Here is a 19,437-nt window from a genome sequence, read left to right as displayed (position 1 = left end):
CCCGGACATGCGGAGGGCCCGCACGACGGGAGTCGTACGGGCCCTCGGAGCGGTGCGCCGGGCGGGCGCCTCCGCGTCAGCCGTTGCGCTTCCAGCGCGGCTTGTCGTCGCGGCGGCCGAAGGAGCCGCCACCGCGGTGGTCGTCACGACGGCCGTACGGGCGGTCGTGGCCGCCGGAGCGGAAGCCGGGGCGGTCGCCCTGGCGGTCGCGGTTGAACGGGCGGTCGCTGCCGCGGTGACCACCGCGCTCGTCGCGCCGGGCGGGACGGTCGTCGCGGCGGAAGCCACCGCGGTCGTCACGGCGCTCGAAGGAGCGGGGCGCACGGTCGCGGTCGAAGGAGCGGCCGCCCCGGTCACCGCGGTCAGCACGGTCACCGCGGTCGTCGCGGCGGAAACCGCCACGGTCACCCCGGTCGCCCCGGTCGTCACGGCGGAAGCCACCGCGGTCGTCACGACGCTCGAAACCCCGCTCACCACGGTCACGGTCGAACGAACGCCCACCGCGGTCAGCACGGTCACCGCGGTCGTCGCGGCGGAAACCGCCACGGTCGCCCCGGTCGTCACGGCGGAAGCCACCGCGGTCGTCACGACGCTCGAAACCCCGCTCACCACGGTCACGGTCGAACGAACGCCCACCGCGGTCAGCACGGTCACCGCGGTCGTCGCGACGGAAACCGCCACGGTCACCCCGGTCGTCACGGCGGAAACCGCCGCGGTCGTCACGACGCTCGTACGACGGCGCCGGGCGCTCCTCGCGGTCCGCGCGCTCGGCGCGGTCGACGTCCTGGGCCGCCGGCTGCTCCGGCACCGACACCTCGGCCGCCTGGACGGCCGCCTGCGCCTCGGCCACCGCGGCCTCGGGGTCCTCGCCGCGCTCGCGGGCGACCCGGGAGACCAGCCGGTCGGCCTCCTCGCGCAGCTCGGTCGCGCGGCGCTGCGCGCGCTCCAGCTGCTTGGTGAGATGGGAGACATCGCGCTCGGCCTGCTGCGCCGCGTTGCCCGCGGACTCGGCCTGCACCTCGGTCATCGAGCGGGCGCCGGTGATGTCGGCGACCTCCGGGTCGAAGGCCGCCCCGCCCTGGATGATGTGGCGCGAGGCGTCGACGCCCGCGTCCTCCATCAGCCGGAAGATCTGGCGCCGCTGGTGCGGCAGGGAGAGGGACACGACCGTGCCGGTGCGGCCGGCCCGGGCGGTGCGGCCGGCCCGGTGCAGGTAGTCCTTGTGGTCGCCGGCCGGGTCGACGTTGAGCACCAGGTCGATGCCGTCGACGTGGATGCCGCGGGCGGCGACGTCGGTGGCGACCAGGACGTTGACGTACCCGTCCTTGAAGTCGGCCAGCGTCCGGGTGCGGGCGCCCTGGGTCATGCCGCCGTGCAGCGCGTCGGCCTTGGCGCCGGCGTCGCGCAGCTGCTCGGCGACGCGGTCGGCGCCGAGCTGGGTGCGCACGAAGATGATGGTGCGGCCCTTGCGGGAGGCGATGGCCGCGGTGACCGGCGCCTTGTCCTTGGGCTTCACGATCAGGATGTGGTGCGACATGGTCGTCACCGCGCCCTGCGCCGCGTCGACCTCGTGGGAGACCGGGTCCTTGAGGTAGCGGTCGACCAGGGTCTGGATCTCGTTCTCCATCGTGGCGGAGAACAGCATCCGCTGACCGCCCGGCGGGACCTGGTCGAGCAGCTCGGTGACCTCGGGCAGGAAGCCCAGGTCGGACATCTGGTCGGCCTCGTCGAGGACGGCGATCTGCACGTCCTCCAGGGAGCAGGCGCCACGGTTGATGATGTCGCGCAGACGGCCCGGGGTGGCGACGAGGATGTCGACGCCCTTCTCCAGGGCGTAGATCTGGTTGCCCATCGAGGTGCCGCCGCAGACGACCTTCATCCGCAGGCCGACCACGTCGCCGTAGGGCTGCAGCGCGTCGGCGACCTGCATCGCCAGTTCACGCGTGGGGGTGAGGATGACGGCGCGCGGCCGCTTCTTCTGGGTGTGGCCGCCGGCCAGCGTGGCCAGGGTCGGCAGACCGAAGGAGAGGGTCTTGCCGGAGCCGGTGCGGCCGCGGCCGAGGATGTCCTTGCCGGCCAGGGCGTCCGGGATGGTCGCGGCCTGGATCGGGAAGGGGGTGGTCACGCCGTTCTGCGCGAGCTTGCGGACGAGGCCCTCGGGCAGGCCGAGGTCGGCGAAGGTGGCCTCGGGGGCCTCCTGCTGCGTCTCGGCGGTGCCGTCCACGAGGGCTGTTTCGTCCGCGCCGTCGGCGTTCTCGGGCACGACGGCGTGATCAGTACTGGCAAGGGACATACGAATGCGAAACCTTCCGGAGTCTCTTCGGCACGCGCCCGTCAACTCCGTGTTTCGCTCACGACCGCCTCGATGCGGTCCGCCACGGCAAGGGAGAGTACGCGCCACACGGCGCGCTCTGTGGGGGCGCCGGGCAAATGGGATCAAACGATCTACCACCATACGCACTCCCTATGCCCGAACGCAAACCGCGTGCATACGAGGCGTGGGGCGCCGCCCGCGCGGGGCGTCCGGCGCTACACCGGCGCGCCCGCCGCCGGCGCCGGCTCCCGGCGCACCAGCTGGGTGCCGGTGCCCTCGTGGGCCGACGACGACGGTTCGGCCGAGGGCTGGGACGTGTCCGGCGGCGGGGGCGGGGACACGGGCGGCGGATCCGATGCCGGAGGGGTGTGGGTGGGCACCGGCTGGCCCTGGGTCGGCGTGGGCTGCCCCGGCGCCGGCGGCTGCCCCGGTTTCGCGGGCGTCCCCGGCTTCCCCGGCGGCACCGCGGACGCGCTGCCGGCGGCCGACGGCGAGGCGGACGACGACGGGCTGCCGTCCTTCCGGCTGCCGCCGTGCCCGTGCGTGCCGTCGCCGGTGTTCGCGTCGCGGCCCCGGCCGCCGCCGGATCCGGCCCGGCCGCCGTCCGGCGCCCCACCGGCCCGCCGGTCCGCGGAGTGCGACGGCCTGGCCCCGCCGCCGGTGTCCTCGCCCACGCTCATGCAGCCGGCGGTGGCCGCGACGGCGGCCACCGCGACGGCGAGACGGACGGGTACGTTCATGGGGCGCACGGGAGCCACCTCCGGGGCGGATGCAGTCGTCGCCGTGCCCAACTCCCCGCCCCCGCGCAAGGACACGCCACTGCCGCCGGTGTGACTCAGCCGTATCCGAGGGCGTGCAGGCGGGCGTCGTCGATCCCGAAGTGGTGGGCGATCTCGTGCACCACCGTGACCTCGGTCTCCGCGACGACGTCGTCCCGGGTCGCGCACATGCGCAGCGTCGGCCCGCGGTAGACGGTGATGCGGTCGGGCAGCACACCGGCGTACCACTCGCCGCGGTCCGTCAGCGGGGTCCCCTCGTACAGCCCGAGCAGCCCGGGCTCCTCGGCGGGCGGCTCGTCCTCGACGAACACCGCCACGTTGTCCATCAGCCGCGTCAGCTCCGGTGGGATCCGGTCGAGGGCCTCGGCCACCAGTTCCTCGAACTCCTCGCGCGTCATCTCCAGCACAGGGCCATTGTCCGGCACGGGGCCCGCCGAGGAGTGGCGCGAACCGTCCGGTGCGCCCCGCGCCTCCACGCGCCCTCGGCGGATACACGTCCCGCCCGTCCCGCGCGCCCCTCGTGCGATGGAGCGGCCCCGGCGCCCGGCGCATCCGGAGTCCCCCGGCGGATGCCCGGGCCGGGGCATCCGCGCCGCGCGGGGTGCCGGTCGCCCGCCGCGGCCGCGCATATCCCGCTGCCCGCTTGGGCATACGCGCCCAATGGGCCGCGTCCCCGTCGCAGACCTGAACCGCGCCGACCGCCCGCGCGGCGTCCGGGCCCGGACGGCGCGCCTGCTCTCCCTCTGCCGCCGAGGCCTCCCCCGGCTCCCCGTCCGTCACCGGGCCCGCCGCGCGGGAGCGACGGGAGCGGTGGAACCCTCGGGCACCGGTCCGGGCACCGGCCCCTGGACCCGCGCCCTCGCCCTGCTCGCGGTGGTGCTCCTGGGCGCCTGGCTGGGCCTGCTGATCGTGGGCAACGTGCGGGTGCCGGTGGGGCCCATGGACACCACGATGACCCTGCGCCCCTCCCTGACCGGCGGCACGAAGATCAACGTCTCTCCGCTGGGCGCGCTGGAGCTGGACAGCCACGTCGCCCCGATCCGCCTGGACGTCAACGTGGACCAGCTCGACCCGGTCCGCTCCCAGGCGCTGGTCGACCATCCCGAGCGCATCTCGGGCCTGCAGGACGAGATCGTGCGGGACCTGGAGCACGGCACTCTCGACCTGGCCGTGCGCTCGTGCGTCGCCGTCGTCTCCGGCGCGACGGCGCTCGGACTCGTCGTGTACCGGCGCCCCCGGCCCGCCCTGGCCGCCGGCGGTCTGGCGCTCACCCTGCTCGCGGCCTGCGGAGCGACCGCCTTCGCCACCTGGAACCCGAAGTCGGTCCTCGAACCGAGGTTCTCGGGGCTGCTGTCCTCCGCACCCTCGGTGGTCGGCAACGCCCGCAACATCGTGACCGAGTTCGACGTGTACCAGAAGGAACTGGCCCGCCTGGTGACGAACGTGACCAAGCTCTACGACGTCACGTCCACGCTGCCCGCCTACGCGCCGGACCCGACGACGATCCGGGTGCTGCACGTCTCGGACATCCACCTCAACCCGGCGAGCTGGAAGATCATCGCCTCGCTGGTGGAGCAGTACAAGGTCGACGTGATCGTCGACTCCGGCGACACCATGGACCACGGCACGGCCGCCGAGAACGGCTTCCTGGACCCGGTGGCGGATCTCGGCGCCCCCTACGTCTGGGTCCGCGGCAACCACGACTCGATGCTCACCCAGCGCCGACTGGAGCACATGAAGAACGTGCACGTGCTGGACGGCGGCCGCGCGGAGACGGTGGCCGGGCTGCGCTTCGCCGGAACCGGGGACCCGCAGTTCACCCCCGACCGCTCCGCCGTACCGGGCGGGGACGCGGCCGAGCGGCTGGCGGGCGACCGCCTGGCGTCGGCGCTGCGCGACCAGCGGACCAGGGGCACCCCCGTGGACATCGCGGTCGCCCACGAGCCGGTGGCCGCGCGGGAGACCGACGGCACCGTGCCGCTGGTGCTGGCCGGGCACCTGCACCACGAGGGCACCGAGGTGCTGGAGTACGGCACACGCCTGCGCATCGAGGGCTCGACGGGCGGCAGCGGACTGCGGGCCGTCGAGGGCAGGTATCCGGACCCGATCGAGGCCTCGATCCTCTACGTCGACCGGGACACCCACCGCCTCCAGGCATGGGACGCGATCAGGCTGGGCGGCCTCGGGCAGACGACCGCCGAGGTCAGCCGCCACCTGCCCGAGGAGAACCAGCCGGGCGCCCGGCACGCCCCGCCGGCGCCCTCCTCCCCGGGCCCCTGAAACCGTTTTGGCGATACCCCGCGCCATCCCATATGCTTCTCACGTCCCCGACGCGCCGAAAGGCGCTCAGGCGGGCCGATAGCCCTCATCGTCTAGCGGCCTAGGACGCCGCCCTTTCAAGGCGGTAGCACGGGTTCGAATCCCGTTGGGGGCACGCAGTACGGTGTGCGAGACTTGCCTCGCTGGTTCGCACACAACCACGAGGTCCTGTGGAGCAGTTTGGAGTGCTCGCCACCCTGTCAAGGTGGAGGCCGCGGGTTCAAATCCCGTCAGGACCGCTGAGGTTTCACGTGAAACCTCGTGGCTGGGTAGCTCAGTTGGTACGAGCGATCGCCTGAAAAGCGATAGGTCGCCGGTTCGACCCCGGCCCCAGCCACCGCCGGAAGGCCCCGTTCGAGAGAACGGGGCCTTCGTCGTGTGCGGGGACGGCAGGCTCCGGAGGGCCGGGCGCCGGGCACCCCTTCCCGGCCATCGGCCGCCGGCCGTCTTGGCAGGCGCCCCGAGCGGCGCTACGTTCTGCCTGGCCGGCGACGTGCCGCAGGATCCGGGGGGCCATGAGCAGGGACGAGGCGCGAGCCGTCCGGGACAGCGAACTGGAGAAGGACCGGGCCCGGTACGGGCTGCTCGCCGTGATCGTCAGCAATCTCGCGATCGCCGGTGTCGCCGTCTTCGGGGTCTGGCGGCTCGACGCGGACCGGGCGGTGATCGTCGGCGTCCTCACGGCGGCGTTCACCGCGGTGAGCGGCACGACCACGGCGTATCTCGGGATCAAGGCCGTCTCCAACACCGCCCGTGCCATCGCCCTGGGCGACGGCACGACCGCGCGCCGCGAACAGGCCCCGCCGGCCCCGGACGCCCCCGCGGCCCCACCGCCTCGGCGCGGCCAGTGACACCCGGCGCGACGACCCGCCGGGAGCACCCCGCTCCCCCAGGCAGGGACGCCCCGCCGCGGCACCCGCGTCAAATGGTTCGCATGTCATTTCCCCGAGGTGAGATCCTGGACCGCGTATGTCTACGCATCCCGCCCCCGCCCTCGGCGCCCTCGCCCCCCGCCTGACCGAGCTGTCGCTGCGCGACGCGCACCGGCTCGGCCGCAGGCTCGACGGCGCGCGCAAGATCCGCAAGCCGGACGCCCTGGCCGCCGTCCTCGCCGAGATCGACGCCGAGATCGGCACGGCGGAGGCCCGGATGCAGGAGCGGCGCGCCCGCGTCCCCGCGGTCGGCTACCCCGAACAGCTCCCGGTCAGCCAGAAGAAGGACGAGATCGCCGCGGCGATCCGCGACCACCAGGTCGTGATCGTGGCCGGTGAGACCGGGTCCGGCAAGACCACGCAGATCCCCAAGATCTGCCTGGAACTCGGCCGCGGCGTGCGCGGCATGATCGGGCACACCCAGCCGCGCCGGATCGCGGCCCGCACCGTCGCCGAACGTGTCGCGGAGGAGCTGGACACCCCGCTCGGCGGGGCCGTCGGCTGGAAGGTCCGCTTCACCGACCAGGTGGACCCGGGCGGCACCTTCGTCAAGCTGATGACGGACGGCATCCTGCTCGCCGAGATCCAGACCGACCGCGAGCTGCGCGCCTACGACACGATCATCATCGACGAGGCCCACGAGCGCTCGCTCAACATCGACTTCCTGCTCGGCTACCTCGCCCAGCTGCTGCCCCGGCGCCCCGATCTCAAGGTCGTCATCACCTCCGCCACCATCGACCCCGAGCGCTTCTCCCGGCACTTCGGGGACGCCCCGATCGTCGAGGTCAGCGGGCGCACGTACCCGGTGGAGGTGCGCTACCGGCCGCTCCTGGAGGAGGACTCCGAGGACGCCGACCGCGACCAGATCACCGCGATCACCGACGCCGTCGAGGAACTGATGGCCGAGGGCAAGGGCGACATCCTGGTCTTCCTGTCCGGCGAGCGGGAGATCCGCGACACCGCGGACGCGCTGACCAGGAAGCAGTACCGCTTCACCGAGGTGCTGCCGCTGTACGCCCGGCTCTCGCACGCCGAGCAGCACCGCGTCTTCCAGCCGCACACCGGCCGCCGGATCGTGCTGGCCACGAACGTCGCCGAGACCTCCCTGACGGTCCCCGGCATCAAGTACGTCATCGACCCGGGCTTCGCGCGCATCTCCCGCTACAGCCACCGCACCAAGGTCCAGCGGCTGCCCATCGAGCCCGTCTCGCAGGCCAGCGCCAACCAGCGCAAGGGCCGCTGCGGCCGTACCAGCGACGGCATCTGCATCCGCCTGTACGCCGAGGACGACTTCGACGCCCGCCCGGAGTTCACCGACGCGGAGATCCTGCGCACCAACCTGGCCTCCGTCATCCTCCAGATGACCGCGGCCGGGCTCGGCGACATCGAGAAGTTCCCCTTCATCGACCCGCCGGACCACCGCAACATCCGCGACGGCGTGCAGCTGCTGCAGGAGCTGGGCGCCCTCGACCCGGCCCAGAAGGACCCCCGCAAGCGGCTGACCGAGACCGGGCGCAAGCTCGCCCAGCTGCCCGTGGACCCCCGGCTGGCCCGCATGGTCCTGGAGGCCGACACCAACGGCTGTGTGCGCGAGGTCATGGTCATCGCCGCCGCGCTGTCCATCCAGGACCCCCGCGAGCGGCCCGCCGACAAGCAGAGCCAGGCCGACCAGCACCACGCCCGCTTCCGCGACGAGACCAGCGACTTCCTCGCCTACCTCAACCTCTGGCGGTACGTGCGCGAGCAGCAGAAGGAGCGCGGCTCGTCCTCGTTCCGCCGGATGTGCAAGCAGGAGTACCTCAACTTCCTGCGCATCCGCGAGTGGCAGGACATCTACACGCAGCTGCGCACGGTCGCCAAGCAGATGGGCATCCACCTCGCCGAGGAGGACGCCGGCGCCGACCGCATCCACGTCTCCCTGCTGGCCGGCCTGCTCTCGCACGTCGGCATGAAGGACGTGAAGGAGTCCAAGGACTCCGGCCCGGGCGCCCGCAAGGACGGCGGCCGCAACGAGTACCTCGGCGCCCGCAACGCCAAGTTCGCGATCTTCCCGGGGTCGGCCCTGTTCAAGAAGCCGCCGCGGTTCGTGATGTCCGCCGAACTCGTGGAGACCTCCCGCCTGTGGGCGCGGGTCAACGCCCGCATCGAGCCCGAGTGGGTCGAGCCGCTCGCCGGGCACCTCCTCAAGCGCACGTACAGCGAGCCGCACTGGGAGAAGGACCAGGCGGCCGTGATGGCCTACGAGAAGGTCACCCTGTACGGCGTCCCGATCGTCGCCCAGCGCAAGGTCAACTACGGCCGCGTCGACGCCGAGGCCAGCCGGGAGCTGTTCCTGCGCCACGCCCTGGTGGAGGGCGACTGGCGCACCCACCACAAGTTCTTCGCCGACAACCGCCGGCTGCTGACCGAGGTCGAGGAGCTGGAGCACCGCGCCCGGCGCCGGAACATCCTGGTCGACGACGAGACCCTCTTCGACTTCTACGACCAGCGGGTGCCCGAACACGTCGTGTCCGGCGCGCACTTCGACTCCTGGTGGAAGCACAAGCGGCAGGAGCAGCCCGACCACCTGGACTTCGAGCGGGAGATGCTCATCCGGGAGTCCGCGGAGGCCGTCACCAAGGCCGACTACCCGGACTCCTGGCGCCAGGGCGGCCTCACGTTCCGGGTGACGTACCAGTTCGAGCCGGGCGCCGACGCGGACGGCGTGACCGTCCACATCCCGCTCCAGGTGCTCAACCAGGTCACCGACGAGGGCTTCGACTGGCAGATCCCCGGCCTGCGCGAGGAGGTCGTCACGGAGCTGATCCGCTCGCTGCCCAAGCCGATCCGCCGGAACTACGTGCCCGCGCCGAACTACGCGAAGGCCTTCCTGGAGCGGGCGGTCCCGCTCCAGGAGCCGCTCACCACGACCATGGCCCGCGAACTGAAGCGGATGGTCGGCGTGCCCTTCGAGGCGGGCGACTTCGACTGGTCAAGGATCCCGGACCACCTGAAGATCACCTTCAGGATCGTCGACGAGCGGCGCCGCAAGCTCGCCGAGGCCAAGGACCTCGAGGCGCTGCGGCTCCAGCTGAAGCCGAAGGCCCGCATGGCCCTCTCCCAGGCCGCGGCCGCCAGCGCGGTGCGGCAGGGCGGCGAGTCCCTGGAGCGGTCCGGACTGACCGACTGGACCATCGGCCCGCTGCCGCGCGTCTTCGAGACCCGCCGGGCCGGCCAGCCGGTGAAGGCGTACCCGGCGCTGGTCGACGACGGCGACACGGTCTCCGTACGCCTCTTCGACACCGAGGCCGAGCAGGCCGAGGCGATGTGGCGGGGCACCCGCCGGCTGATCCTGCGCAACATCCCGGTCAACCCGGCGAAGTTCGCATCCCAGAAGCTCACCAACCAGCAGAAGCTGGCCCTGTCGGCGAACCCGCACGGGTCGATGCAGGCGCTGTTCGACGACTGCGCCACGGCCGCGGCGGACCGGCTGATAGCGGACCTGGGGGGCCCGGTCTGGGACGAGGCGTCGTACCGCACGCTGTACGACAAGGTGCGCGCGGAGATCGTCGACGTGACCGTGCGGACCGTCGGGCAGGTGCAGCAGGTGCTGGCCGCCTGGCAGGCATGCGAGCGCCGTCTGAAGGGCGTGCGCAGCACCGTGCTGCTGCGCAACCTGGCGGACGTACGGGCGCAGCTGGACGCGCTCGTGAAGCCGGGTTTCGTGACGGCGACGGGCCTGCGCCGGCTGCCGGACCTGATGCGCTACCTGATCGCCGCGGACCGCCGGCTCCAGCAGATGCCGACGAACGTGCAGCGGGACACCACGCGGATGGAGAAGGTCCGCGAGATGCAGGACGAGTACGCCTGGCTGCTCGAACAGCTCCCCCAGGGCCGTCCGGTGCCGGCCCCGGTGCGGGACATCCGCTGGATGATCGAGGAGCTCCGGGTGAGCTACTTCGCCCACGCGCTCGGCACGGCGTACCCGGTCTCCGACAAGCGGATCGTGAAGGCGATCGACGCCGCCGCACCGTGACGCCGCCGGCACCCTGAGTGAGTTCGACCAGGCGGCTCGCCGTCCTGTACAGTCCTTCTCGCAGCGCAACGCAGAGAAGCGCAGCGAAACCTGGTCCTGTGGAGCAGTTTGGAGTGCTCGCCACCCTGTCAAGGTGGAGGCCGCGGGTTCAAATCCCGTCAGGACCGCATCGGAAGAAGGCCCGCATCCGGAAACGGACGCGGGCCTTCTTCATGCCCGGGCGACGCCGCCCGCCCGACTCCCGTACCCCGACCGGCCGATCGGCCGGCGCCCCGTGTCCGCGGCGGACCCCGCCCGGGCGCCCGACGGCTCCGCGGAGCCCGGGACGGACCCGCAGGGCCGCCCGGAAGCCCGGACGGCCCGACGCGGCCGCCCAGGGCCCCGACGCGGCCCCGACGGCCCGCCGGCCGGTGCGGAGCGGGCCGCTCCGCACCCGCGGCCCTCGCGCCGTCTTGACGAGGGCACCCTCCGCCGGTACCCAGGGACCAGGGCCTGCTCGCGTACGGCCCGCCGGAGGGGGCGTATGGGGGGACCGGCCACGCACAAGACACGGGCACTGCTCAGGGCGCACCTCGCGGCCGCCTCGTCGTACCGCCACGTCACCCGCCACTGCCCGGTCTGCCACCGCCTGCTGCGCCTGGCGATGGACGGCGCCCCGTCGGAGACGGACTGGGAGACGGAGGCGCCGGAGCTGCCGGCCGAGGACGAGACGCCGTCCCCGGCATGACCTCCACGACCCGAACTCCCGCTGCGCCGTGGGGCGGTGGAACGCGCGCTTCCATTAGCGCACGCGCGCCGGGCGCAACAAGGAGAACAGCATGTGACGGGTGTCACCGCATGACTTTTTGAAACTGCGGTACTTACTCCCGCCCTACAACGGGTCAATTTAATATGTGCAATTGCACTGGCATCCGAGCGCCTCCGCAACGGATCCGACAGCCCTCCCCAGACTCCGACAAGCCCGCTCACCGCGCCGCCGCCCGCCGCCCGCCGCCCGCCGCCACCCTGCGCACAAAAAGATCGCGCTGGACCCGGCGGAGTCCAGCGCGATCGACGACGCACCCTTGTTCACTTGCCTGCGGAGCTCTGATCGGCGTGGGCGTGGGGCCTGTTGGGGCAGGACCCGCGTCGCTTGGAGCTGAGGGTCGGGGCGCTTCGGCGGGTTTGGGGGACCAGCCGGGCGACCCGGTTATGGAGTTGTCAGGCCTCGCTGCGCTGCTGCGGGATGCCCGCGAGCAGTGCGCGGACCTCGGCCTCGCGGTAGCGGCGGTGCCCGCCGAGCGTGCGGATCGACGTGAGCTTGCCGGCCTTCGCCCAGCGCGTGACCGTCTTGGGGTCGACGCGGAACATGGTGGCGACCTCAGCCGGGGTCAGCAGCGGCTCGGCATCAGGGGTGCGAGCGGTCATGAGCGGCCTCCTCGGGAGAACCGAACCTTCTCGGTTCTTTCCTCTAAATTCTGCACCTTGACCCGCGTTGCCCGAAATGGCGGACGCGAGTCGAGTCGGTTATAGGACGAACGGCTTGTCCTCGGCACTACAACTACACCATCTGTCCAGCCGCGTCGGCCAAACCGATGGAATTGCCCTCCCAGGTGTTCATCAGCGACGGAAGCCGATGGACCATGCCATAGCGGACAGTCACGTCACTGTGACGATCAGTCACAGGACGATCAGGAGTCACCAGACCCCCCAAAGCGTGCAATGCTGAGATTTCCGCCCACGAGGGAGCATATGTGGACGAGCAGAGCCCTCCCCGGGCTCCTTGTCCTATTTTGGCATGAGGAGGGGCAAGCGGCGCAAGGGCCGGGTAAGTGCCGTCCGTCACCCTTGGGGGACATAAGCCCGGATCGGGACCTACGTCCCGTCAACTTCCCGAAATGCCCCTGACCGTACGCTGTGCGGGGCCACTTGGTCCGTGACGCAGGTCACGTCGCCCGGGTCGTCAGTTGGCCGCCCGGCGGTCGCCCACCGACCGCCACCGCTCCACCAGCCGGGCGTAGGCCTCGCCCGCGGCGGCGCCGTCGCCCCGCCGCAGCGCCTCGATCCCCTCGGCCACGTCCGCCGCCGAGTGATCGCCCTCCAGCTCCCCCGCCGGCAGCACGTGCACCAGGCCGCCGTAGTCGAGTTCGACCAGCGAGCGGGGATGGAATTCCTCCAGCCATCGCCCGACGTCCACCAGTCCGTCGATCAGCGGCCCCTCGTCCACGGTGTCCTTGAGCGTCCGAAGCGCCCGCGCCACCCGCCGCCGGGCCTGCACCATCGGCGTCCGGTACCGCAGGACCGGCGTCTCGTCCCCGGAGTCCCCGCTGCCCTTCACGTACTCCCGCTCCTCGTCGGAGACCAGCACGAACCAGTTCAGCGGGACCTGCCAGGTCGCGGTGCGGATCCAGGGCCGGGCGTCCGGGTTCCCGGCCAGCCAGCGCTCGTAGTCCTGGGCGGCCTGGCGGCGCACCACCGGCGGCAGCACCGCGTCCAGGACCACCGGGGGAAGCTCCCCGGTCGGCTCGTCCAGCGCCTGCCAGCCGCGCAGCCGGGTGCGCCACGGACAGACGCAGACCACGCCGTCGACGTCGAGGACGAAGGCGTCCGGGCTCTCGTGCACCGGCACCGGCACCGGCGGGGTGGGCAGCAGATCGGCCAGCGAGCGGCGCAGCTCGTCCTGGTAGGAGGGGCGCTCGGGGCGGCGCGCGTAGCGGGCCCAGTGACTGCGCTCCGGCTCGGGGAAGGCGGCCAGCGGCTCGTACACGCGCAGGTACGTCGCGTAGGGGACGACCACCGAGGACACCTTGGGCACGCCTGCTCCCTCCCCATCGGACCAGACCCGAAACCCGCCGCGGCCCCCGCCGGACCGGACGGCGAAACACTGCAAATCGTCCCACGTCCGAGCGGGAACATACTCAGAGGGAGGGTGATCCCGACCACCTCACCCACCGTGGCCGGATCAGGCTCTACCCTCATGCCACGACCCCCGCCACCCGCACGGGGGCCCCGCCCCACCCGCCGCTACTTACCCAGGAGTCACCACCGTGACCGACGTAACCGGCGCACCTGCTGATGTACTGCACACCCTGTTCCACTCGGAGCAGGGCGGCCATGAGCAAGTCGTGCTCTGCCAGGACCGCGCCACCGGCCTCAGGGCCGTGATCGCGCTCCACTCCACCGCCCTCGGCCCCGCGCTCGGCGGCACCCGCTTCTACCCGTACGCGACCGAGGCGGAGGCCGTCGCCGACGCGCTGAACCTCGCGCGCGGCATGTCCTACAAGAACGCCATGGCCGGACTCGACCACGGCGGCGGCAAGGCCGTGATCATCGGGGACCCGGAGCGGGACAAGACCGAGGAACTGCTGCTCGCCTACGGGCGGATGGTCGCCTCCCTCGGCGGCCGGTACGTGACCGCGTGCGACGTCGGCACCTACGTGGCCGACATGGACGTGGTGGCCCGCACCTGCCGCTGGACCACCGGGCGCTCCCCCGAGAACGGCGGCGCGGGCGACTCCTCCGTGCTCACCGCCTTCGGCGTCTACCAGGGCATGCGCGCCTCGGCCCAGCACCTGTGGGGCGACCCCGCGCTGCGCGGCCGCACGGTCGGCGTCGCCGGCGTCGGCAAGGTCGGGCACCACCTCGTGCGGCACCTGCTGGACGAGGGCGCCCGGGTCGTGGTCACGGACGTGCGCGAGGAGGCCGTGGCGCGCATCGTGGCCGAGCACCCGTCCGTCGCGGTGGCCGCCGACACCGAGACGCTGATCCGGACCGAGGGGCTCGACATCTACGCCCCCTGCGCGCTCGGCGGCGCCCTGAACGACGACAGCGTGCCGGTGCTGACCGCCACGGTGGTCTGCGGCGCGGCCAACAACCAGCTCGCCCACCCGGGCGTGGAGAAGGACCTCGCCGACCGCGGGATCCTCTACGCGCCGGACTACGTGGTGAACGCCGGCGGAGTCATCCAGGTCGCCGACGAGCTGCACGGCTTCGACTTCGACCGGTGCCGGGCGAAGGCCGCGAAGATCTTCGACACCACGCTGGCCATCTTCGCGCGTGCGAAGGAGGACGGGATTCCGCCGGCCGCGGCGGCCGACCGGATCGCCGAGCAGCGGATGGCGGAGGCGCGCGGGGCGGGCACCCCGGTGTCCGCGTGACCGTGCGGTGACCCTCCGGGCCGTCCCGTGACCCCCCGGAGACGGACGGGGACGCACCGAAGCGGTCGGGTGTTTCGTGTTTGAGCGGTACCTGTCGGTGGGCAGTTGGAGAGAACTCTCACTTCCACCGGCGGGTCGCCCGTCAACACGTGGTTAAAATTGCCACTGACCAGCGAGGACGGGGCGCCTCGAAGGTTCTGTGCACACGCGCGTCCTACGGGCGACGTACCGTATGGCCGCGGGCTCAGGTACCGTGGGAGCCCTACGGACCGGTCTCTCTGCGGAGAGTCCGTTCCGGATCATGAACGCGTGTCAAGACTCTGGGGCCGTCGAGCCCCGTCGTTGAGGGGGTCGAGCCATGGGGCGCGGCCGGGCCAAGGCCAAGCAGACGAAGGTCGCCCGCCAGCTGAAGTACAACAGCGGTGGGACAGACCTCTCACGCCTGGCCGAGGAGCTGGGCGCATCGACATCGAACGCATCGCCGAACGGCGAACCGTTCGAGGACGATGAGCAGGAGGACGACGAGCTGTACAGCCGGTACGCCGACCTGTACGACGACGACGATGAGGACGAGGACGGCAACTCCTCGCACCAACGTCGTCGCGGCGCTTGACCTTGTACTGATCACGACCCGGTCCGTGGCCTCCACGGACCGGGTTCTGTGCTGTCCGCGCCGGGTCAGCCCGCGTAGTCCCCGACCAGGGCCGCGCCCGTCGGGTGCGCCCCGCGGTCCGTGATCTCGCCGGCCACCCAGGCCTCGACCCCGCGGTCGGCCAAGGTGGTGAGGGCCACGTCCACCGACCCGCCCGGCACGATCGCCATCATGCCAACGCCCATGTTGAGGGTCTTCTCCAGCTCCAGCCGCTCGACGTCGCCGGTCCGGCCGACGAGGTCGAACACCGGGCCCGGCGTCCAGGTGGAGCGGTCGACCACGGCGTGCAGTCCGTCCGGGATCACCCGGGCCAGGTTGGCGGCGAGCCCGCCGCCGGTGATGTGGCTGAAGGCGTGCACCTCGGTGGTGCGGGTCAGCGCCAGGCAGTCCAGCGAGTAGATCTTCGTCGGCTCCAGCAGCTCCTCGCCGAGGGTGCGGCCGAAGTCCTCGATCTGCGCGTCGAGCGACAGCCCCGCCCGCTCCAGCAGCACGTGGCGGACGAGGGAGTACCCGTTGGAGTGAAGGCCGGAGGCGGCCATCGCGATCACCGCGTCACCCGTACGGATGTGATCGGCGCCGAGCAGCCGGTCGGCCTCCACGACGCCGGTGCCGGCGCCGGCGACGTCGAAGTCGTCCTCACCGAGCAGGCCCGGGTGTTCGGCCGTCTCACCGCCGACCAGGGCGCAGCCGGCCAGCACGCAGCCCTCGGCGATGCCCTTCACGATCGCGGCGACCCGCTCGGGGTGGACCTTGCCGACGCAGATGTAGTCGGTCATGAACAGCGGCTCGGCGCCGCACACCACGATGTCGTCCATGACCATGGCGACCAGGTCGTGGCCGATGCTGTCGTAGACGCCCATCCGGCGGGCGATGTCGACCTTGGTGCCGACGCCGTCGGTGGCGGAGGCCAGGAGGGGACGCTCGTAGCGCTTGAGGGCGGAGGCGTCGAAGAGGCCGGCGAAACCGCCGAGGCCGCCGAGGACCTCGGGGCGCTGCGTCTTCTTCACCCACTCCTTCATGAGTTCGACGGCGCGGTCGCCCGCTTCGATGTCGACGCCGGCAGCCGCGTAGGAGGCACCGGCCGCACCGGTGGTGGTCTCAGACATTGCCTGGGATCTTTCGGGTCGGGATTACGGGGCTGACGGGTGCCTACGGGCGACGGATCGCGTCGGCCGCGGCAGTGGCGGCGGGACCCGCGGCCAGCTCGGTCTCCAGCAGCTGCTTGCCGAGGAGCTCCGGGTCCGGCAGCTCCATCGGGTACTCGCCGTCGAAGCAGGCGCGGCACAGGTCCGGCTTGGCGATCGTGGTGGCCTCGATCATGCCGTCGATGGAGATGTACGCCAGCGAGTCGGCGCCGAGGGAGGTGCCGATCTCCTCGATGGTCATGCCGTTGGCGATCAGCTCGGCGCGGGTGGCGAAGTCGATGCCGAAGAAGCAGGGCCACTTCACGGGCGGCGAGGAGATCCGGATGTGGACCTCGGCGGCGCCCGCCTCGCGCAGCATCCGCACCAGGGCCCGCTGGGTGTTGCCGCGGACGATCGAGTCGTCCACGACCACCAGGCGCTTTCCCTTGATGACTTCCTTCAGCGGGTTCAGCTTGAGCCGGATGCCGAGCTGGCGGATGGTCTGCGAGGGCTGGATGAAGGTCCGGCCCACATAGGCGTTCTTGACCAGACCGTTGCCGAAGGGGATGCCGGAGGCCTCGGCGTAACCGACGGCGGCCGGGGTGCCGGACTCCGGGGTCGCTATCACCAGGTCGGCCTCGACGGGGGCCTCCTTGGCGAGACGGCGGCCCATCTCGACGCGGGAGAGGTACACGTTCCGGCCGGCGATGTCGGTGTCCGGGCGGGCCAGGTACACGTACTCGAAGACGCAGCCCTTGGGCTTCGCTTCCGCGAACCGCGAGGTGCGCAGGCCGTTCTCGTCGATCGCCACGAACTCGCCCGGCTCGATCTCGCGGACGAAGCTGGCGCCCGTGATGTCGAGGGCGGCGGTCTCGGAGGCAACCACCCAGCCGCGCTCCAGCCGGCCGAGGACCAGCGGGCGGATGCCCTGCGGGTCACGGGCGGCGTAGAGGGTGTGCTCGTCCATGAAGACGAGCGAGAAGGCGCCCTTGACCTGGGGCAGGACGGTGTGGGCCGCTTCCTCGATGGTCAGCGGCTTGCCGTCGGGGTCGACCTGGGCGGCCAGCAGGGCCGTCAGCAGGTCGGTGTCGTTGGTCGCCGCGACCCGGGCCGTACGGCCGCCCGCGTCCTTCGGCAGCGCGGCGACCATCTCGGCGAGCTGGGCGGTGTTCACCAGGTTGCCGTTGTGGCCGAGCGCGATGGAGCCGTGCGCGGTGGCACGGAACGTCGGCTGGGCGTTCTCCCACACGGAGGCGCCGGTGGTCGAGTAGCGGGCGTGTCCGACCGCGATGTGACCCTGGAGAGAACCGAGCGAGGTCTCGTCGAAGACCTGGGAGACGAGGCCCATGTCCTTGAAGACGAGGATCTGGGAGCCGTTGCTGACCGCGATTCCCGCGGATTCCTGACCCCGATGCTGGAGGGCGTAGAGCCCGAAGTACGTGAGCTTTGCGACCTCTTCGCCCGGAGCCCAGACACCGAAGACGCCACACGCGTCCTGGGGGCCTTTCTCGCCGGGGAGCAGATCGTGATTGAGTCGACCGTCACCACGTGGCACGGCACCGAGTGTAGGCGAGGTCGACCACTGGTCCGAATTGGGGAGGGTCGCCCACGGTGCGTCACCGCGCCGCCCCTGCCGTCACCGTCCCGCCGTTTTCGCTGGTCAGCGTGAGGGTGCGCTGATCGATGCGGTAACTCACCGTGGTGCCGAAGAGGCGCAGGAGGTCCTTCTCCACGGTCATGAGTGAGGCGTCGCACATCATGCGGGTGGTCGCGGCCGGGCCCAGCGCGATACGTCCGTCGCGGACGGTGGCCGCGGCGCTGAAGCCGTTGCAGCCGAGGCTGCCGGTGACCCGGCCCGCGTCGAACACGAGGTGAGCACGGGCCTTCCCCGGCACGGGGACGGCCGTGCCGCCGGCGCCGGTCGCCGTGACGTCCCAGCGGGTGCCCTGCAGCGGCACGTCCGCCTCCGCGGTGGCGTCCGCGGCGCGGTGGTGGGCGCCGGCCGGGGCCGCCGCGGGCACCGGGGCGGCGCTGCCGTCTCCCACGCCCGCGGCCCCGCCCGCGACACCGCTTCCGCAGGCCAGCGTGAGGGGCAGCACGGCCAGGACGGCGAGGGTGAGTCGCTGTGTGTCCATGCCGGTGGGACGGGCGGGCGGGGCGGCCGGTTCCCCTCGGCCGCCCCGCCCGGTCCCGGGGCGCGGATCAGGCCATCAGCGGCAGCAGGGGCCCGAGGTCGGCCCGCTCCCCGCTCGCGCGGACGGCCGTCCCGACGGCCTCCGCCCACTGCGTCCGTCCGGTGGCGAGCCGGATCCAGGTGAGCGGGTCGGTCTCGACCACGTTGGGCGGGGTGCCGCGGGTGTGCCGGGGCCCCTCGACGCACTGCACGACGGCGAACGGCGGGATGCGCACCTCGGTGGACCCGCCGGGCGCCCGCACGGCGAGGGCGTCGGCGAGCAGCCGGGTGGCGGCGGCCAGCGCCTGGCGGTCGTGGGGCACGTCGAGACCGGGCACGGCGGCGTTGAGGTCGTCGGTGTGCACGACGAGCTCGACGGCACGGGTCACCAGGTAGTCGTCGAGCGGCAGCGCGCCCGCGTCGGTCTCCAGGAGCCGGCCGCCGGGCGTGGCGCCGAGCAGGGCGCGCAGGCTCTGCTCGACCTCGGCGAGGTAGGCGTCGAGGTCGGGGTGCTCGGCCGCGAGGTCCCGGGTGAAGGCGGCGATCGCGGCGGAGCTCCCGGAGGTGGCGAAGGGCCAGTCGGTCACCCGGGCGTCCTGCCGCGGCGGGGCCGGCCGGTCCAGGGCCCGGTGCACGGCCGTGACCGCCATCCCGATGTGGGCGACCAGCTCGCGCACCGTCCAGTCCCCGAGCCGGGTGGGCAACGCCCCCTGCTCCGCGGTGAGCCCGCGCACGCCCTCCCGCACACTCCCGAACTGGGCGAGAACCGCCGCCCGGGTCCGGACGGGATCGTAGCTGCGGGCACGCTTCTTGGCCGGGGGCATGGGAGTGACCCTATGCCGCCGGGGGGATCGAGAGGGCCGGGCCCGCGGGCCGACGGAGCTGAGCCCGGTGGCCGACGGGGCCGGGCACGGGGGCCGACGGCCGGGCACGGCGAGGGGCGGGCCGGGACCCGGCGCAGGGCGCGCGCGAGCCGCCCCGTCCCACGCCCCC

At 72.5% G+C, this 19,437-nt stretch carries 15 protein-coding genes and 4 tRNA genes; 11 read left to right on the top strand and 8 right to left on the bottom strand.

What is annotated here, in order from left to right; genetic code table 11:
• Nucleotides 1-76: 76 nt before the first annotated feature.
• Entirely contained in the window at nucleotides 77-2,293 is a 2,217-nt protein-coding gene (locus P3H78_RS27500) for a DEAD/DEAH box helicase (RefSeq protein ID WP_276111864.1), read from the bottom strand.
• Between the two features lie 192 nt (nucleotides 2,294-2,485).
• Here P3H78_RS27500 and P3H78_RS33340 point away from each other — a divergent pair, with 192 nt between their 5' ends.
• Nucleotides 2,486-3,148, top strand: a complete 663-nt coding sequence (locus tag P3H78_RS33340) for a hypothetical protein (protein ID WP_313884429.1) — start codon at nucleotides 2,486-2,488, stop codon at nucleotides 3,146-3,148.
• A gap of 1 nt (nucleotide 3,149) precedes the next feature.
• Here P3H78_RS33340 and P3H78_RS27490 read toward each other — a convergent pair whose 3' ends face one another.
• Entirely contained in the window at nucleotides 3,150-3,500 is a 351-nt protein-coding gene (locus P3H78_RS27490) for a metallopeptidase family protein (RefSeq protein WP_276111862.1), read from the bottom strand.
• Nucleotides 3,501-3,753: 253 nt separating this feature from the next.
• Between P3H78_RS27490 and P3H78_RS27485 the strand changes: the two genes are divergently transcribed.
• From P3H78_RS27485 to P3H78_RS27450, 8 genes are all read left to right on the top strand, one after another.
• The gene (locus tag P3H78_RS27485; RefSeq protein ID WP_276111861.1) at nucleotides 3,754-5,373 is read left to right on the top strand and encodes a metallophosphoesterase family protein; all 1,620 of its coding nucleotides are present in this window, start codon (nucleotides 3,754-3,756) and stop codon (nucleotides 5,371-5,373) included.
• 81 nt (nucleotides 5,374-5,454) lie between these two features.
• A tRNA-Glu gene (locus P3H78_RS27480) sits at nucleotides 5,455-5,527 on the top strand.
• Nucleotides 5,528-5,576: 49 nt separating this feature from the next.
• Nucleotides 5,577-5,651 (top strand) — tRNA-Asp (locus P3H78_RS27475).
• 24 nt (nucleotides 5,652-5,675) lie between these two features.
• A tRNA-Phe gene (locus P3H78_RS27470) sits at nucleotides 5,676-5,749 on the top strand.
• A 178-nt stretch (nucleotides 5,750-5,927) separates the two neighbouring features.
• Nucleotides 5,928-6,263, top strand: coding sequence for a hypothetical protein (locus P3H78_RS27465; RefSeq protein WP_276111860.1), 336 nt, complete (start codon nucleotides 5,928-5,930; stop codon nucleotides 6,261-6,263).
• A gap of 118 nt (nucleotides 6,264-6,381) precedes the next feature.
• Nucleotides 6,382-10,359 carry an ATP-dependent RNA helicase HrpA gene (hrpA, locus tag P3H78_RS27460; protein WP_276111859.1) on the top strand — a complete coding sequence of 1,326 codons (3,978 nt, stop codon included), beginning with the start codon at nucleotides 6,382-6,384 and terminating at the stop codon, nucleotides 10,357-10,359.
• A gap of 92 nt (nucleotides 10,360-10,451) precedes the next feature.
• Nucleotides 10,452-10,526 (top strand) — tRNA-Asp (locus P3H78_RS27455).
• A gap of 356 nt (nucleotides 10,527-10,882) precedes the next feature.
• A complete protein-coding gene (locus P3H78_RS27450; protein WP_276111858.1) occupies nucleotides 10,883-11,086 on the top strand; it encodes a DUF6274 family protein in 204 nt (67 codons plus the stop codon).
• A gap of 473 nt (nucleotides 11,087-11,559) precedes the next feature.
• Here the strand turns inward: P3H78_RS27450 and bldC are convergent, their stop codons facing one another.
• Together bldC and P3H78_RS27440 are read right to left on the bottom strand one after the other, a co-directional pair.
• Nucleotides 11,560-11,766 (bottom strand): developmental transcriptional regulator BldC, encoded by a 207-nt coding sequence (gene bldC / locus P3H78_RS27445; RefSeq protein ID WP_003949541.1) that lies wholly within the window; start codon nucleotides 11,764-11,766, stop codon nucleotides 11,560-11,562.
• Nucleotides 11,767-12,301: 535 nt separating this feature from the next.
• A complete protein-coding gene (locus P3H78_RS27440) occupies nucleotides 12,302-13,153 on the bottom strand; it encodes a DUF8083 family protein (protein WP_276111857.1) in 852 nt (283 codons plus the stop codon).
• A 232-nt stretch (nucleotides 13,154-13,385) separates the two neighbouring features.
• Here P3H78_RS27440 and P3H78_RS27435 point away from each other — a divergent pair, with 232 nt between their 5' ends.
• Nucleotides 13,386-14,495, top strand: coding sequence for a Leu/Phe/Val dehydrogenase (locus tag P3H78_RS27435; protein WP_276111856.1), 1,110 nt, complete (start codon nucleotides 13,386-13,388; stop codon nucleotides 14,493-14,495).
• A gap of 358 nt (nucleotides 14,496-14,853) precedes the next feature.
• Nucleotides 14,854-15,108 carry a DUF3073 domain-containing protein gene (locus P3H78_RS27430; protein ID WP_276111855.1) on the top strand — a complete coding sequence of 85 codons (255 nt, stop codon included), beginning with the start codon at nucleotides 14,854-14,856 and terminating at the stop codon, nucleotides 15,106-15,108.
• 65 nt (nucleotides 15,109-15,173) lie between these two features.
• On the opposite strand, the gene purM is transcribed toward P3H78_RS27430, so the two are convergent.
• From purM to P3H78_RS27410, 4 genes are all read right to left on the bottom strand, one after another.
• Nucleotides 15,174-16,253 (bottom strand): phosphoribosylformylglycinamidine cyclo-ligase, encoded by a 1,080-nt coding sequence (gene purM / locus P3H78_RS27425; protein ID WP_276111854.1) that lies wholly within the window; start codon nucleotides 16,251-16,253, stop codon nucleotides 15,174-15,176.
• A gap of 43 nt (nucleotides 16,254-16,296) precedes the next feature.
• Complete coding sequence (gene purF, locus P3H78_RS27420) at nucleotides 16,297-17,826, bottom strand: amidophosphoribosyltransferase (protein WP_276111853.1); 1,530 nt, start codon at nucleotides 17,824-17,826, stop codon at nucleotides 16,297-16,299.
• A 61-nt stretch (nucleotides 17,827-17,887) separates the two neighbouring features.
• On the bottom strand, nucleotides 17,888-18,406 hold the full coding sequence (locus P3H78_RS27415; RefSeq protein WP_276111852.1) for an META domain-containing protein: 519 nt from the start codon (nucleotides 18,404-18,406) through the stop codon (nucleotides 17,888-17,890).
• 67 nt (nucleotides 18,407-18,473) lie between these two features.
• Entirely contained in the window at nucleotides 18,474-19,268 is a 795-nt protein-coding gene (locus P3H78_RS27410; RefSeq protein ID WP_276111851.1) for a sterol carrier family protein, read from the bottom strand.
• Nucleotides 19,269-19,437: the final 169 nt, after the last annotated feature.

This window comes from Streptomyces tropicalis, assembly GCF_029269835.1.
Lineage (GTDB): Bacteria > Actinomycetota > Actinomycetes > Streptomycetales > Streptomycetaceae > Streptomyces > Streptomyces tropicalis.
This window is presented reverse-complemented; position numbering and strand designations above follow the sequence as displayed.